Raw genomic sequence first — 13,852 nt, forward strand, 5'->3', positions numbered from 1 at the left:
TCCTCCATAAGGTGAGTCGGACTCCGCTTGTGTGTAAAGTTTCCGGAGTCCGGTTCACCTTACTGAAGGGATACGCCCATGACGATCGAGCACGGAGAGTTCGCCGGTCTGCGCGTGCTGGTGACAGGCGGTAGCCGAGGGCTCGGGGAAGCGACGGCTCGTCGCTTCGCCGCAGCCGGTGCCACCGTGCTGACGGCCTCACGAACCGCGCCCCCGGAAGACCTGCCCGCCACCTTCATTCCCGCCGACCTGCGCTCTGAGGAGGGGGCGGCGGAACTCGGCCGACGGGTAGTGGACAGCGTCGGAGGCATCGACGTCCTGGTCAACAACGCCGGAGCCGCGACCGGACCGATGCCGACCCTGGAGCGGTCGGACGCGTCCTGGCTCGCTGACCTGGAGATGAACCTGCTCAGCGCGGTCCGCCTCGACCGGGCCCTGGTTCCCGGGATGGTCGAGCGCGGTTCCGGCGTCGTGGTGCACATCTCCTCTATCGCCAGTCATCTACCCCAGCCGGCCGAGGCGTCGTACGCCGCATCGAAGGCGGCACTGAACGCCTACAGCCGCGAGTTGGCAATGGCGGTGGGCGAGCACGGCGTACGCGTGGTGTGCGTTCTGCCGGGCTTCGTCGTCACCGAGGGAGCGGCCCAACACCTCCAGCAGATGGCCGACAGCCAGAACATCGGAATCGACGACGTCAAGCAGCAGATCGTGGACCACCTGAAGTTGCCGATGGGCCGCCCCGGCGAACCCGAGGACGTCGCCGAGATGATCGCGTTCCTCGCCTCCGCCCGCGCCAGATGGCTCACCGGCGCCCAGTTCCGGGTCGACGGCGGCATCATCCCCACGATCTGAACCACGCCCCGACACGCAATTCGAGGAGAGACACCATGACCTTCAGCCTGACCTCACTGATCGTGGACGCCGCAGACCTGGAGAGCGAGAGCTCGTTTTGGCACCGGCTGCTCGGCGGCTCGATCACGAGGACGACCACGCACCACTTTCTCCAGCTCGACGGCTTCCCCGTGATCGTGATCCAGCACGCTCCGGGGCATGTACCGCCGCAGTGGCCCGACGGTGCCACCCAACAGATGCACTTCGACCTAGCCACCGACGACGCGGCGACCGCGGACACACGGGTGCTCGACGCCGGCGGTCGACGGCTGCGACCCACTGACGATGTCGTCGCCTCCACTCAGCAGGGCTCCCGGGTGTACGCCAGCCCGGCCGGACATCCCTTCTGTCTCCGATCGGCCTGACCCGGCAACCCAGCACGAACAACCGCGCCAGCGTTGTTTCGACGAACGCACCACGAGTCCTGGCAGTGATCCTGTTGAGGCCGAGGATGTCCACCCTTCTCGCGACGGGGGCTGCTCGCAACAAGCGGGCCAGCATCACCCCGCCGCCCATTCCAGTCCGAGGTCGGCCAGCTGCCGGAGTTTGACGGAGGTGAGCTTCGCCCGCCTGGCCTTGGTGCTGGTCAGCCACCCACCGAGCTTGACCTCGGTCCCGTCTTCCAGCTGCTCTACGTGGCCTCTGGGGACGGTCACCGAGCCGGTGCGGGTCTTGTGTCACGGACCAATCTGGGTGAGCAGATCTGAAGCGCTGAGTTGCGAGTTCTCACTTCAACTGAGCGTTATGAGGGCGCCTGTTGGCGCGCTGGCGGAGGAGGGTGTCAGCGTGCCGAGAAGGATGGGAGTTGCTGAGCCGCGCAGTCGCCCTTGGCGACGAGGTCGGCGCCCTGGCGGCGCGAGTTGCGGCAGGCCCCCAGCGCCAGAGCCCCGCACAGGCTGGCAGCGTTGTCATGACTCATGGCATCGAAGATCGTCAGATGCGCCAGAGGCCCGTCCAGGGCGTGCTCGTACACGTCGCCGCTGATCCGGTAGGCCGGTTCCAACGACGCCGAAATCACGACCCGCCCGTCGGCATAGGTACTCGGCGGCATCAGGTTCCACGCCGTCTCGGCCCCGATGTTCATGGGCTCGGTCCGCGTAAGGCGGGCCAGCGTGTCGCTGTGGTCCGCTTAGAGTCGATCCGCATCGCCACGAGCGCGGCGAGGCAGCCGGCATCGTCGTACACGGAGCGCACGCGCAGGACTCCCAGGCGCTCGGTTCCGTCCACCACAGGCAGCCACCAGTCGATGCCTGCTGCCTCCTTGAGGGACGAGGAGGTGAGACGGCCGAACTGGTAGGCCCGCCCGGGTACCGTGCCTTCGATCCGGATGTTCCTATCGGTGTCCGGCGGCGACCCGTTCGGCCCGGTCAGCAGATGTAATCCTGGCACCCCAGATCCGCCACGTAGATGAGCACGTCGGTGAAGCCCGCGGCGCGGGCAAGCTCGCCGGTCTTGTCCGGCAACGCTTCGAGGGGCATCAGATGGCTGGCGTGCAGCAGGCCAGCGAGCATCGCCCGCCCGCCACCCTCGCGGTCCACATCCACGGGCCTGCTCCCTCTTCTGTAGAAACGGCTCCGTACCTTCCGTACCGGGTACCCAACCGCAACCGCAGCACAGGAGGACCGCAAGCGCCAACAAGGCCCACGGCCTGTCGGCCCGGCAACCTACCGCCGACCAGCTGCTCGACGGCCCGCACGACGCGGTCAGGGGGTGTCGTCGAGATACTGGTCAATGGGGCAATAGTCGGGAACTACGCTGTGCGCCCGCACGGCACGAAACTGGGCTGAAGTGCGCCGAGACTGATCGCAGCGGCCAACGAGAGGGTCAACGGCAACGTCCGCACCCTGCAGTTCTGGCCCGCGTGACACCTTCCGGACCCGCTGGAGCGGGGACCGGAAGCGTGGTGGCGTCAGGAAACCTTGATGATGTAGCCGTCGTTGGGGCCGTCGATGATGCGGTTGGGGCGGTAGAAGTCCGCGATGATGCGCCCCGCCGGCGCCGTTGTCCTCCTTCGGGATCGGCCGTGCGCAGAAGCCTTTCTGCTTGTGGCCGCTTGCTGGCTGAAGAAGGGGTCCGTCTGCTCACCAAGGACGCGCTGGCCGCCGCCGCGATCGACCTGGACCGCGAGCCGGAGGAGATGGGCGGCATGCCCAAGAGCGCGGGCGGCTCGGGTGTCTCCCACCCCATGACGGTGAACGAGACGGTCATCGCGCTGATCCGTCCGAAGCCCGACCTCGACCTGGTCGCGGGGGAGCCGGCCGAAGCGGTCGCCGCCGCGCAGGCCGCCGTCGACGCACCCAAGGGGATCGGAACCATCACCTCCTACGCCACCGAGGTCGCGCTCCCGGTGAAGGGACCTGGAAGAACCCCGCGATCGGCAGCGCCCGCGCCGACGTCGTCGTGATCGCCCCGTCCCGGATTTTGTCGTCGGGGATCTGTCGCCGGTCGTTCGTCATCACGTGGTTCCTTCGGTCGGTATTGGCGTACGAGGGTTCTGCAGATGGAAGAGCCCGTCGGTCTGCGCCGCGCTCACCAAAGCGGGTTCCGCTCGTAGACCGCGGTGCAGTTGAAGCACAACGCCGCCTCCGTGTCCCTCTCCTCAGCTATCGACAGTCCGCCCACTACCGTGCTGTCGGTTCCGCAAGCAGGACAGCCGACCATCCCATGGTCGTCTTCGCCCATGGTGACCACGTAGTTGAATGCGGCATTGAAGGCATGGTTCCACCCCTGCCGACAGAAGCGGCAGTTCAAAGGCCCACTGTCATGGCAGCCGACCAGCGCTGCGGCATTGGGGGCGGCTGCGCGTGGTGACGTCGTGGACGGACCACGCGAAGGCTGCGTACGGCGCGGGGCTGCACCGGGGCTGATGGTGGTCTCGGAGACACCCTTCCGGCTGATACCTGGCCTCTGTCTGCGGGAACTTCAAACAGCCATGGAAAGTGATTGATATGTCATCTGAGAAGAATTACGAACCCGGACTGACGGGGCTGCTGATCGTCGACCCGTACAACGACTTCCTGTCGGAGGGCGGCAAGCTCTACGACTACGCTCGCTCGACTCTCGACTCGCTCAACGTCGTCGATCACATGCGCCAGGTCCTCGCCGCCGCCCGGGCGGTCGGCGTGCAGGTCTTCATCGCCCCGCACCATCGGTGGCGTGAAAGGGACCCGTACAACTGCTGGAAGACGATGCCCCCCGTCCAGGCCTCCGCCGCGAAGGCGCACGTGTTCGCCGACGGAACCTGGGGCGGAACCTTCCACCCCGATTTCGAGCCGCGCCCCGGCGACATCGTCGCTCAGGAGCACTGGCTCTCCAGTGGATTCGCCAACACGGACCTCGACCTGCAACTCAAGAAGACGGGCGTCCGCAAGGTCGTCGTGATCGGCATGCGTGCCAACACCTGCATCGAATCCACCGTCCGTTTCGCCGCCGAGCTCGGCTACGAGGTCACGGTGGTGAAGGACGCCATCGGCAGCTTCGGGGCCGCTGAAATGGATGCGTCGCTGCAGTTCAACATGCCGGAGTACGCGAGCGCCGTCATCTCGACCGACGAGATCGTCAAAAAGCTTTCCGCCTGACGATCACGGAGATCGAAAATGACTGACGGCATCATCGCTGAATCGGTGGCCGAAGCCACCATCCACGCTGAGCTGGAGTCGATCGACCTGGCGGACTGGGTGTTCACCCTCACCGACAGTGAATACCAGGCATGCTCGAAGGACCACTTAAGCAGCGGCCTCGATGCTCACGTCCGAGGGCAGGGCCGCTGACGTGGGCATCGGGCCGCCCGGGCAGGGCAGACAGGGGGCGGTGTCCGGGAGACCCTCAACGCGGCCAGGTATGCGAGTCGACCGCGAGCGGTTCGGTCAGTTCGCGGAAGGCGGTCACGTCCTGGATGCCGATGAGCGCCGTGCCCCGCGCCTCGCAGAACGCACGGATCCCTTCCCCTCCTGCGAGTGCGCGGACGACGCCCACTAGCGGCAGTCCGGCGATGCTCAGGAGGTCGAGCACTGCCTCGTCCGCACGCGGGTGGGTGAGGACGCCGCCCGGCTCCGCATAGTCGGCCGCGACATGTCCGGGGCGAGTGAAGTCGTCGGCTGTGAATGCGGGGTCGGCGAGCAGGGTGAGGGTACGGGCGATGCCGCCCGCGGATCCGGTGTCCGACGTGCCGGACGCTGCGTCGAGGGACACCGGAAAGTGCGGGCGGCGGCGCTGAGCGCGCGCTGTCGCCGACGCCGGCGCGAGAGCCAGCATGCGGGCGCGCTGTGGCGACATCGCGGCGCGGAGACGGCCGGAGCCATGGTGCACCGCCCACGCCACATTGACCGGCGTGGCCCGACTCGCGGCGAACGCCAGGAAGCCCGCGCCCGACGCCTCGTCCGCGATCACGACGACGCGGCCGGCGAGCAGTTCGTCGACCGTGCGCGAGACGCGGCCGACGGATTCACGGATGCGGTCGAGGTGGCCGTCGCGGAGAGAGCTCTTCCTCGCCGACGGCTTCCGCCGGTCCGGCAGTGGCACGGCGGGGTGGAGCACCTGTCCGCCCCGAGCGGTAACGCTTGACATGCGTTTGCCCCTTTCAGTGCGCAGCGGTGGCGGGGTCCGGTGTGTCGTCGCCGCGCAGGCCCGCTTGGTGCAGCAGCGGCATGACCTCCGCGTTGAAACGGTCGACCCCCTCGGTGTAGTCGAGCCAGCCCATCGCCACGCCCCTGATGCCGAGCTCGTGGATGCGTACCAGCTGCTCGGCGACCTGCTCCGCCGTTCCCACCAGCGGCAGTGCGCCCCAGCCGGCGACGAACGCGCGCGCCTGCTTCGCGACGATCTTCGGGTCGAGGCTGCGCGCCCCGCCGCTGATGATGCCGCTCACCAGCCGCTTCGCGGACTCCATGTCCCCCAACTCGTCGACGTACCACTCGAAGTAGCGCTTCGCCTCCTCCTCCGTGTCCTTCACGACCACCGTGGAGAAGGTCAGGGTGTTGAGCTGCCGGTCCACCTCTGCGGCCTGTGCGCGGGCGCGTCGTACCGTCTCCTCGAGCAGGTCCCAGTTGTCGCTGCCGACGAAGCAGTAGTCGGCGCGGGTGAGAGCGAAGTCCATCCCGGCGCGCGACATGCCGGCGGAGATGACGACGGGCCGGGGCTGCTGGATGGGTTTCGGCTGGAGGTAGCCCTTGTCGACGCGGTAGAACTTGCCGTTGTGGTCGAGTTCCTCGGACGGGGACTGTGCGGACCAGAGCGCCTCGATGATGTCGAGCCACTCGGCGGTGGCCGCGTAGCGGTCGTCGTGGGCGAGCTGTTCGATGCCGAACATGCCAAACTCGGCGGCGTTCCAGCCCGAGACGATGTTGAGGCCGAAACGGCCGCCGCTGATGTTGTCGATGGTCGCGCCCAGCTTCGCGACGAGCGTTGGGTGGAAGATCGGTACGTGGCAGGTGGCGAAGACCTGGATCCGCTTGGTGAGGGCGGCGATTGCGGCGGCCCAGGTGAAGCATTCGTACTGTTCGGCGTTGGCGTTGTACTTGCCGCCGTGCCCGCGCCAGCGGCCGATGGGAAGAAGGAAGTCCCACCCCGTTTCGTCGGCCGTCTTCGCGACGGCCACGTTCTCGTCCCAGTCCAGGTGGGGCTTGGATGCACCGGAGAGCATCATGCCGCCACTGACGTTGAGACAGAAGACACCGAGCTTCAGGGCGTTGTCGCCCCTGAAGGTCGGCTGGGCGATGGGATCGAAGCATTCCTGCTGCTGCGCGGTCATGACGCGGCCTCCTTTGGACGCTCGCACGACGTGGAACTGAGCTCGAATCTCCATGAACGGGGCCGGCAGTGGTGCGGCCGCCGCCGATGCGTGGCACGATGAAGTCACGCTATCCGGGACGCGCATCCCGGTCAACGGTCTTGTTGATAAAGGATAGTTGTCGCGTGTCGCCGTTGTGGTAGCAGCGTGGACTTGACGCTGTGTGGAATGGCAATTTGATCGCTGAGGGGCGAGGCGTCATGGCAACTTGCGTTCGTCAACGCAACCGTTGACATCGCGGAGTTGCCGGTTCTACGGTCGACGCGTCTCACTCCCACACAGGCCACAGCGGGCGACGGCGCCCGCGTGCACTCCCCAGGAGGGCTTGGATGAGTGGTAACCCCCTCAAGGACCGCCTCGCACGATGCGAGCCGTTGTTCGGCGGCTGGTGCAGTTCGGGGTCTCCGTTCGCCGCCGAGGTCATCGCACTTCAGGGCTTCGATTTCATCGGGCTCGACGCGCAGCACGGGCTGTGGAGCTATGACCGTCTACTCTCGGCCATGATGGCGCTCGCCCGTACCGGCACCGGGATCATCGTCCGCATGCCGTCGCGGGATGCAGGAGCGGCCGGGCGGATGCTCGACGCCGGCGCCCACGGTGTCATCTTCCCGCTGGTCGAATCCGCGGACGACGCACGGGAAGCCGTCGAGGCGTGCCGCATCTACCCCAAGGGGCGGCGCAGCTTCGGTCCTGTACGCGCCTCGCAGACCTTCGGGCGTGACCCGCAGACCGTGAGCGAGGGCGCAACCTGCATCGTGATGATCGAGTCCGTGACCGGCGTGGAGCACGCCGAGGAGATCGCCGCGGTCCCCGGCGTGGACGCCGTCTACATCGGCCCCGGCGACCTGGCTATCACCCTTGGTCTGCCGCCCGGCAACGACCCCGTACCCGGACCGCACGCCGAGGGCATCGAGCGGGTGCGCAAGGCAGCCGCGACCCACGGCGTTGCGGTCGGCATGCCGTCCACCACCGCCGCCGGGGCCCTGGCGCTCGCCGAGCGCGGCTTCAGCCTCCTGGCGGTCGGCGCCGACACGTGGTGGCTCACCGGCAACGCACGCAGCGAGGTGCAGGCGCTGCGCGAGGCCGGCCACCTCGGCTCGTGGTAGGCGACCAGCAGCCGACCAGCACTCGACACGTACACCGGCACGCCCGCCCTCGTGCCGGCGGATCGCTCGCGAATGGATGGTGCTCAACGATGAGTAGGTTCACGGTCATTTCCAGCGACGGACACGTCGCGGCCCGCATGAGCGACTATCGGCCCTACCTGGAGAAGAGGTATCACGACGACTTCGACGCGTTCCTGGTCGACTACCGCAAGTACGGAGTGGTGACCACGGACTCGACGAACATCGCCAACCGGCTCGACCCCGACGCGGCGGCCGAGTGGAAGGAGAGGGTCGCCGACCAGGGGCGGCTCGAGGCGAGTTGGGACCCGGCCCGGCGCGTCGCCGAGCTGGACAAGGAGGGGATCGCAGCCGAGGTCCTGTTCCAGGAGTTCGCGACCCCGTTCCTGATGAGCTCGCCGACCCACGCAGCCACCCTGCAGGTCGCCCAGCCCTCCGACGGCCAACTCGGCGCCGGTTACCGGGCGTACAACCGGTGGCTGACCGACTTCCGGCAGTTCGCGCCGGAGCGCTGGCTCGGCATGGCGGCGATCAGCCTGCACGACATCGATGCCGCCGTCGCGGAGATCAAGGCCGTCAAGGAGATGGGATTCGGCGGCGTCGCCCTGCCTGCCCTCCCCGAGGGGGACCGGCCCTACCAGGAGCGCTACGACCCGGTGTGGGCGGCGCTGCAGGAGAACGAACTGGTCGTCAACATCCATGTGGCGATCGCCAACGCGCTCCCCGAGTACACCGGCGCCCCGACGCTCACCTCCGCGCGTGCCATGGTCGGCGCCGACATCTTCACCGGTGTACGCAACCTGCTGCCGTCGCTGATCTTCGGAGGTGTCCTTGAGCGCTTCCCCCGCCTGCAGATCGTCTTCACCGAGACCCACTCGGACTGGGTGCTCGGCGCATTGCAGCGCATGGACCACTCCTACGAGCGCAGCGACCTGCGGCGCGACATCCGTGACGTCGTGCCCCGGCTGCCGAGCGAGTACTTCGGCCGGCAGTGCCACCTGGGCTCGTCGCTCTTCTCCCGGGCCGAGATAGCGGCCCGGCACCGTATCGGCGTCGACACGATGATGATCGGCATGGACTTCCCGCACAGTGAGGGCGCCTGGCGGTACGGCACCCACGCCTACCTGGAGGCCACCTTCGGCGCCGAGCGCGTACCGGCCGACGAGGCACGCCGCATGCTCGGCGCGACGGCTGCCGGCGTCTTCGGCTTCGACCTGCCGGCACTGGACAGGATCGCGGAGCGCATCGGTCCCGACGAGGCCGAGGTTCTCACCCCGCCCGAGGTTCAGCCGTCGTTCCGCGGCGACCTCGACCGGCCGCTCATCCCGGCGTGACGCGGGCCGGACACACGGCGACAGGAGAGGAGGCAGCACATGCAGATCGTCGACACCGCACGCCAGAGCTGGGAGCTCGTAGTCCCCAACCCCCGTGGCGGTGACGTGTTCCGCAAGGTGATCCGCGCGGCCGAGGGCGGCAGGCGGGTCAGTTACGACATCCGCTTCGAGCGGTTCGGAGAAGGAGAGCGCGGCTACAGCTCGGTCAGGCACCGGCACGACTTCGAGCAGTTGCGCTTCGCGGCGCATGGCCGGATGGACCTCGGTTTCGCCGTGCTCGAGGAAGGCGACGTCGGCTACTTCCCGGCGAACGCCTACTACGGGCCGCAGAAGTGCGAGGGCGCACTCATCCTGGTCGCGCAATGGGGCGACAGGTTCGTCACCAAGGAGCAGAGCGATCAGGCAGTCGCGGAACTGTCCGAGCGCGGGGAGTTCCGCGACGGCATCTACCGCTCGGTCGACGAGCGGGGACACCCGTACAACAAGGACCCGCTGAACGCGATTTGGGAGCAGGTGTTCAAGGAGCCGTACAAGCCGCAGCGTCCGCGCTACCGGCAGCCGGTGCTGATGACGCCGTCGGCGTTCGGCTGGTCGGCACCCGAGGGGCCGGTCCGCCGTCGGCGGATGGGCGCCTTCAGCGAGAACGGGACGAGCGTCGAAACGCTGTGCTTCGACCGAGACGGCACGCTGAGCCTGCCGGCGAACCCCGGTGACCTGCGTCCGACGTTCCTGTTCACGACCACGGGCAGCTTCGCCTACGACGGCGAGTCCTTCGGCCCGCACACGGGGGTGTGGGCCGACTCGGGCGAAGGCTTGGCGATCGATGGCACGGCCGACAGCGAGCTGCTCATGGTCCGCTTCCCTGAACCCTCCAGCCGCCTGACGCTCGACGCGGATGACTGGACGCCGGATGCCTGAGCAACAGTGGGCAACAGCCCGCGAACGAAGAGGAGAACCGGTGGCAGACCGGATGCGATTCGACGGCAGGGTGGCCCTGATCACGGGCGGTGGGCGCGGACTGGGGCGCGCGTACGCCGAACTGCTGGCAGCGCGCGGGGCGACGGTTGTGATCAACGACCTCAGCTCCGACTCCGTCGAGCGGGACGAAATGACAGGACAGCCCGCCGTCCTCGAGACGATCCGCCGCGCCGGCGGACGCGCCGAGATGATCTACGCCGACCTCAGCAGCGAGGCCGGCTCCCGTCGGCTGGCACGCGACGTGCTGCGCGGATACGGTCGCGTCGACATCGTCGTGCACAACGCCGGCACCGCGACCGGCAGCCTCGACCACCACCTCGACCTCCATCTCAAGGGCGCGGTCTGGGTCCTGCACGAACTGTGGCCCGGCATGGTGGACCGCGGCTACGGTCGCGTGCTGATCACGACCTCCGGGGTCGGGATGTACGGCTCCGGGGCCGGCGGCAAGCGGGACAGCGACGAGAGCCCTACCGGGTTCGGCGAGAACTGGCTGTACGGGGTCGCGAAGGCGGCGGCATATGGACTGACCCGGCACCTCGCCAACCGCGGGAAGGCCGCTGGGATCAAGGTCAATGCGATTGCCCCGATCGCGTACACGCAGGCCGCACGCCACGCCACCACCGGCCGCACGGCCGATCCGACGGGGCGCCTGCAGTGGATCCGCGAGCAGTGCACCACCGAGCGGGTGGCCCCGGTCGCCGCGTACCTCGTGCACGACGACTGTGAGGTCAGCGGCGAGGTCTGGCGGGCGGCGGGGGGGCGGGTCGCGCGCATTTTCACCGCCGAGACGGAGGGCATCACGCTGGAGGACCTCCAACTCGAGGACGTACGCGACCACATCGAGCAGATACGCGAGGAGAAGGGCTACACGGTCCCCGCCTCGTCCGGGGTCGGCTGACCGGACCTTTGCCGTACGCCCCGCCTTCGACGAATTCGAGAAAGAGGTCAGGTCGAGATGACGACCGGTGTGGACGACAGCGTGACGCAGGCCAGGCTCGCGCTGCTGCTTGACGAACGCGACATCAAGAACTGTGTGCTGCGGTACTGCCACGGCACCGACCGGCTCAACTGGTCGCAGGTGGCCGACTGCTACCTGCCCGAAGCCACCGACGACCACGGCGCCTTCCAGGGCGGTCCCGAGGAATTCGCCGCCTGGCTGGAGGAGAAGAGCAAGTACCGCGGCGCGAAGCAGCACTTCGTGGCCAATCAGCTCGTCGAGATTAGCGGCGATGACGCGGTGTGCGAGAGCTATTACTGCTGCTACATCGAGTTCGTCGGTGACCCGGAGTTCGTCGCCGACGGGAGCAGTGAGGCGGTCCTGATGGGCGGCCGTTACGTCGACCGGCTGGCGCGCACCGCCGACGGCTGGAAGATCGCGAGCCGCGAGTCCGTCGTGGACTGGACCCGCAGCCTTGGGGAGCCCGCGTACTGGTCCTCGCCTGCGGCAGCCCGGTTCACCAAGGGGCGCGGCGACGAGCAGGACTCGGCGGTTGTCGCGTTCGCCGAGCTGCGCGCCCGCACCACCGCCACCGTATAGCCACCCGGCCCTTCTCCCCGCCGAAGGCGACGTACGGCCATGGCCTCCCCGTAGGCCTGTCTCGCCTTCGGCGGGGCCGTCATGTGCCGAGGACTTGCTTCCCTTTCCGCCGACTCGCAGGGATGCCATGAGTGCTGAGAAGGATCTCGACTACACGGTCGTCGCTCACATCGCGACCATCACGCTCAACCGCCCGCACCACAAGAACGCGTTCACCCTGGAGATGGTCGACGCCTGGGCCGAGGCCTTGACGCGCGCAGAGGCCGATCCCGTCGTCAGGGTGGTCGTAGTCACCGGCGCGGGCGGAGCCTTCTGCGCCGGCGTAGACCTGGCCACGTTCGCCGAGCGCGAGCGAACCCCCGCCGCGGAGAAGCAGCTGATGTCCCGCGTCCACCAGGTCGCGTTCGCCGCAGAGGCACTGACCAAGCCGTACATCGCCGTCGTGAACGGCGCGGCCGTCGGTGCGGGCATGGACATGGCCCTCATGGCCGACATCCGCATCGCGGGGGAGTCAGCGCGGTTCTGCGAGGGCTACGTCCGTGTCGGTCTCGTCCCCGGCGACGGCGGCTGCTGGTACCTGCCCAGGATCGTCGGCACCGCCACCGCCCTGCGACTGCTGTGGACGGCGGACTTCGTCGACGCCGACGAGGCGCTCGCCATCGGCCTGGTCACCGCCGTCCACCCGGACACACAACTCGACAGCCTGGCAAAGGAGTTCGCCACCACGCTCGCCTCGCGTCCCCCGCTCGCCGTGCAGCTGATCAAGCGCGCCGTCCGCGAGGGCGAACGCCACGACCTGCGGACCGCCCTCGACCTGATCGCCTCCCACCAGGCCGTCATGACGTCCACCGACGACTCGCGCGAGGCGATGGAGGCGTTCCGCGCCAAGCGCCCCGGCACGTACACGGGTCGTTGACGCGGCCTCCGACAATCCCGAGCGACAACCCCACCGAGGAGAACCCACTTGAGTACCGCTGCCGTGCCGGCGATCGACCCCAAGCGCACCGCCTTGCTGGCCATGGACTTCCAGAACGGAATCGTTGCGCACGCCCCCGACCCCGACACTCTCGTCGAGCGGGTCAACGGAGCCATTGCCGACGCCCGAAGTGCCGGCGGCACCATCGGCTACGTCCGTGTCGCCTTCACCGAAGACGACTGGGCGGCCGTACCCGACACCAACAAGTCCTTCGCGGCCGCGGCCGCGACGAAGCGGATGCACCACGAGGACCCCACTACACAGATCGACGTGCGGATCGCCCCGCAGAGCGGCGACATCGTCGTACGGAAGACCCGCTTCGGCGGCATTTCCACCACCGACCTCGACAAGCAGCTGCGCGAACGGGGCATCGACACCCTGGTGCTGTGCGGCGTCAGCACTTCCGGTGTCGTGCTGTCCACCCTCATCGACGCCGCCGACCGCGACTATCGCCTCTTCGTCCTCTCAGACGGGGTCGCCGACGCCGATATCGAGACCCATGAGACGCTGCTGACCAAGGTGTTCCCTTCGCGGGCACATATCATCGACGCTGCCCAATTCCGAGAGTTGCTGCAGCTCGGATAAGAGACAACCAGTTCGGGCCGCTCAGCTCGCCGACGGCAGCTGGGCGGCGAGCTTGTGCGCGGCGTCGTTAACCAACTGCCCCTACGGTGTGAACAGTTCGCTGCCGACGCGTGACTTGGGGGCCGACACGGACAGCGTTGCCACCGGCGGCCTGCCGGGGTGCCCGATGGCGGCGGCTATGGCGACCGCGCCGTCGGCGAGTTCCTCGTCGGCGGTCGCGTAGCCGCGCGCCTGGATGGCTTCGAGCTCGGTTCGCAGCCGGTCTGGGTCGGTCACCGTGCGCGAGATCGCGGCGGCGAGCGGGCGGCTGAGATACCGCTCGATGGCTCGGTCGGCGAGCGGACGCGACACGTACGACGGGATGACCTCCGCTCTGCCCCGGGTGTCGACCGCGCCTTGAACGCGGCCCAGGGTTTTGCGCGTCGCATGGACGAGAGGGTGAGGCCGATCGAGAACCTCCGGTACGTCGATGGTCGGCACTGGAGGAGGCTGGGCAGCCTTCTCGGTCTCCTCGTAGACCAGAGCGAAGACGCAGTCGCCGCGCTGGCGAACGTTCCACCGCAACGTGTGGCCTTCCGGCACGTGTCCGTGGTGGAACGCGTCATAGTAGGGGACCCGCCATCGTCCCCGGGTCAGAGG

Annotated in this window: 18 protein-coding genes; 12 read left to right on the top strand and 6 right to left on the bottom strand. The window is 68.1% G+C overall.

The window, feature by feature from the left end; genetic code table 11:
- The first annotated feature begins 78 nt into the window (after positions 1-78).
- Entirely contained in the window at positions 79-852 is a 774-nt protein-coding gene (locus tag ACWFR4_RS43215; protein WP_453656943.1) for an oxidoreductase, read from the top strand.
- A gap of 35 nt (positions 853-887) precedes the next feature.
- The gene (locus tag ACWFR4_RS43220; protein WP_372561694.1) at positions 888-1,256 is read left to right on the top strand and encodes a VOC family protein; all 369 of its coding nucleotides are present in this window, start codon (positions 888-890) and stop codon (positions 1,254-1,256) included.
- A 135-nt stretch (positions 1,257-1,391) separates the two neighbouring features.
- Here the strand turns inward: ACWFR4_RS43220 and ACWFR4_RS43225 are convergent, their stop codons facing one another.
- The 3 genes from ACWFR4_RS43225 to ACWFR4_RS43235 all read right to left on the bottom strand — a co-directional run bounded on the left by ACWFR4_RS43225 (position 1,392) and on the right by ACWFR4_RS43235 (position 2,435).
- On the bottom strand, positions 1,392-1,547 hold the full coding sequence (locus ACWFR4_RS43225) for a hypothetical protein (RefSeq protein ID WP_453470046.1): 156 nt from the start codon (positions 1,545-1,547) through the stop codon (positions 1,392-1,394).
- 125 nt (positions 1,548-1,672) lie between these two features.
- A complete protein-coding gene (locus ACWFR4_RS43230) occupies positions 1,673-1,975 on the bottom strand; it encodes a hypothetical protein (RefSeq protein ID WP_453656944.1) in 303 nt (100 codons plus the stop codon).
- Positions 1,976-2,258: 283 nt separating this feature from the next.
- Positions 2,259-2,435, bottom strand: coding sequence for a hypothetical protein (locus ACWFR4_RS43235; protein ID WP_453656945.1), 177 nt, complete (start codon positions 2,433-2,435; stop codon positions 2,259-2,261).
- 509 nt (positions 2,436-2,944) lie between these two features.
- On the opposite strand from ACWFR4_RS43235, the gene ACWFR4_RS43240 reads away from it, so the two are divergent.
- From ACWFR4_RS43240 to ACWFR4_RS43250, 3 genes are all read left to right on the top strand, one after another.
- Entirely contained in the window at positions 2,945-3,295 is a 351-nt protein-coding gene (locus ACWFR4_RS43240) for a hypothetical protein (RefSeq protein ID WP_453656946.1), read from the top strand.
- A 544-nt stretch (positions 3,296-3,839) separates the two neighbouring features.
- A complete protein-coding gene (locus ACWFR4_RS43245) occupies positions 3,840-4,469 on the top strand; it encodes an isochorismatase family cysteine hydrolase (protein WP_453656947.1) in 630 nt (209 codons plus the stop codon).
- 18 nt (positions 4,470-4,487) lie between these two features.
- Complete coding sequence (locus ACWFR4_RS43250; RefSeq protein WP_453656948.1) at positions 4,488-4,661, top strand: hypothetical protein; 174 nt, start codon at positions 4,488-4,490, stop codon at positions 4,659-4,661.
- A gap of 55 nt (positions 4,662-4,716) precedes the next feature.
- On the opposite strand, the gene ACWFR4_RS43255 is transcribed toward ACWFR4_RS43250, so the two are convergent.
- Together ACWFR4_RS43255 and ACWFR4_RS43260 are read right to left on the bottom strand one after the other, a co-directional pair.
- On the bottom strand, positions 4,717-5,457 hold the full coding sequence (locus tag ACWFR4_RS43255) for a 3,4-dihydroxy-2-butanone-4-phosphate synthase (RefSeq protein WP_453656949.1): 741 nt from the start codon (positions 5,455-5,457) through the stop codon (positions 4,717-4,719).
- Between the two features lie 13 nt (positions 5,458-5,470).
- Positions 5,471-6,640: an LLM class flavin-dependent oxidoreductase gene (locus ACWFR4_RS43260; RefSeq protein ID WP_453656950.1), complete on the bottom strand. Its 1,170-nt coding sequence runs from the start codon at positions 6,638-6,640 to the stop codon at positions 5,471-5,473.
- 368 nt (positions 6,641-7,008) lie between these two features.
- Between ACWFR4_RS43260 and ACWFR4_RS43265 the strand changes: the two genes are divergently transcribed.
- The 7 genes from ACWFR4_RS43265 to ACWFR4_RS43295 all read left to right on the top strand — a co-directional run bounded on the left by ACWFR4_RS43265 (position 7,009) and on the right by ACWFR4_RS43295 (position 13,213).
- Positions 7,009-7,785 carry an HpcH/HpaI aldolase family protein gene (locus tag ACWFR4_RS43265; RefSeq protein WP_453656951.1) on the top strand — a complete coding sequence of 259 codons (777 nt, stop codon included), beginning with the start codon at positions 7,009-7,011 and terminating at the stop codon, positions 7,783-7,785.
- A gap of 89 nt (positions 7,786-7,874) precedes the next feature.
- On the top strand, positions 7,875-9,137 hold the full coding sequence (locus ACWFR4_RS43270) for an amidohydrolase family protein (RefSeq protein WP_453656952.1): 1,263 nt from the start codon (positions 7,875-7,877) through the stop codon (positions 9,135-9,137).
- 39 nt (positions 9,138-9,176) lie between these two features.
- Positions 9,177-10,055, top strand: coding sequence for a hypothetical protein (locus tag ACWFR4_RS43275; RefSeq protein ID WP_453656953.1), 879 nt, complete (start codon positions 9,177-9,179; stop codon positions 10,053-10,055).
- Positions 10,056-10,095: 40 nt separating this feature from the next.
- Entirely contained in the window at positions 10,096-11,013 is a 918-nt protein-coding gene (locus ACWFR4_RS43280) for an SDR family NAD(P)-dependent oxidoreductase (RefSeq protein ID WP_453656954.1), read from the top strand.
- A gap of 57 nt (positions 11,014-11,070) precedes the next feature.
- Positions 11,071-11,652, top strand: a complete 582-nt coding sequence (locus ACWFR4_RS43285) for a nuclear transport factor 2 family protein (RefSeq protein WP_453656955.1) — start codon at positions 11,071-11,073, stop codon at positions 11,650-11,652.
- A gap of 127 nt (positions 11,653-11,779) precedes the next feature.
- Complete coding sequence (locus ACWFR4_RS43290) at positions 11,780-12,568, top strand: enoyl-CoA hydratase/isomerase family protein (protein WP_453656956.1); 789 nt, start codon at positions 11,780-11,782, stop codon at positions 12,566-12,568.
- A 48-nt stretch (positions 12,569-12,616) separates the two neighbouring features.
- A complete protein-coding gene (locus ACWFR4_RS43295) occupies positions 12,617-13,213 on the top strand; it encodes a cysteine hydrolase family protein (RefSeq protein WP_453656957.1) in 597 nt (198 codons plus the stop codon).
- Positions 13,214-13,294: 81 nt separating this feature from the next.
- On the opposite strand, the gene ACWFR4_RS43300 is transcribed toward ACWFR4_RS43295, so the two are convergent.
- Positions 13,295-13,795, bottom strand: coding sequence for an IclR family transcriptional regulator domain-containing protein (locus tag ACWFR4_RS43300; protein WP_453656958.1), 501 nt, complete (start codon positions 13,793-13,795; stop codon positions 13,295-13,297).
- Positions 13,796-13,852 lie beyond the last annotated feature (57 nt).

The sequence above is a fragment of the Streptomyces sp. NPDC055140 genome (genome assembly GCF_053607285.1).

Excerpts from the sequence above, each read along its gene's own strand:
- ACWFR4_RS43265 (WP_453656951.1), top strand. The coding sequence starts at position 7,009 with ATGAGTGGTAACCCCCTCAAGGACCGCCTCGCACGATGCGAGCCGTTG.
- ACWFR4_RS43290 (WP_453656956.1), top strand. The coding sequence starts at position 11,780 with ATGAGTGCTGAGAAGGATCTCGACTACACGGTCGTCGCTCACATCGCG.
- ACWFR4_RS43255 (WP_453656949.1), bottom strand. The coding sequence starts at position 5,457 with ATGTCAAGCGTTACCGCTCGGGGCGGACAGGTGCTCCACCCCGCCGTG.
- ACWFR4_RS43285 (WP_453656955.1), top strand. The coding sequence starts at position 11,071 with ATGACGACCGGTGTGGACGACAGCGTGACGCAGGCCAGGCTCGCGCTG.
- ACWFR4_RS43270 (WP_453656952.1), top strand. The coding sequence starts at position 7,875 with ATGAGTAGGTTCACGGTCATTTCCAGCGACGGACACGTCGCGGCCCGC.
- ACWFR4_RS43230 (WP_453656944.1), bottom strand. The coding sequence starts at position 1,975 with ATGAACATCGGGGCCGAGACGGCGTGGAACCTGATGCCGCCGAGTACC.
- ACWFR4_RS43215 (WP_453656943.1), top strand. The coding sequence starts at position 79 with ATGACGATCGAGCACGGAGAGTTCGCCGGTCTGCGCGTGCTGGTGACA.
- ACWFR4_RS43220 (WP_372561694.1), top strand. The coding sequence starts at position 888 with ATGACCTTCAGCCTGACCTCACTGATCGTGGACGCCGCAGACCTGGAG.
- ACWFR4_RS43250 (WP_453656948.1), top strand. The coding sequence starts at position 4,488 with ATGACTGACGGCATCATCGCTGAATCGGTGGCCGAAGCCACCATCCAC.
- ACWFR4_RS43260 (WP_453656950.1), bottom strand. The coding sequence starts at position 6,640 with ATGACCGCGCAGCAGCAGGAATGCTTCGATCCCATCGCCCAGCCGACC.
- ACWFR4_RS43245 (WP_453656947.1), top strand. The coding sequence starts at position 3,840 with ATGTCATCTGAGAAGAATTACGAACCCGGACTGACGGGGCTGCTGATC.
- ACWFR4_RS43275 (WP_453656953.1), top strand. The coding sequence starts at position 9,177 with ATGCAGATCGTCGACACCGCACGCCAGAGCTGGGAGCTCGTAGTCCCC.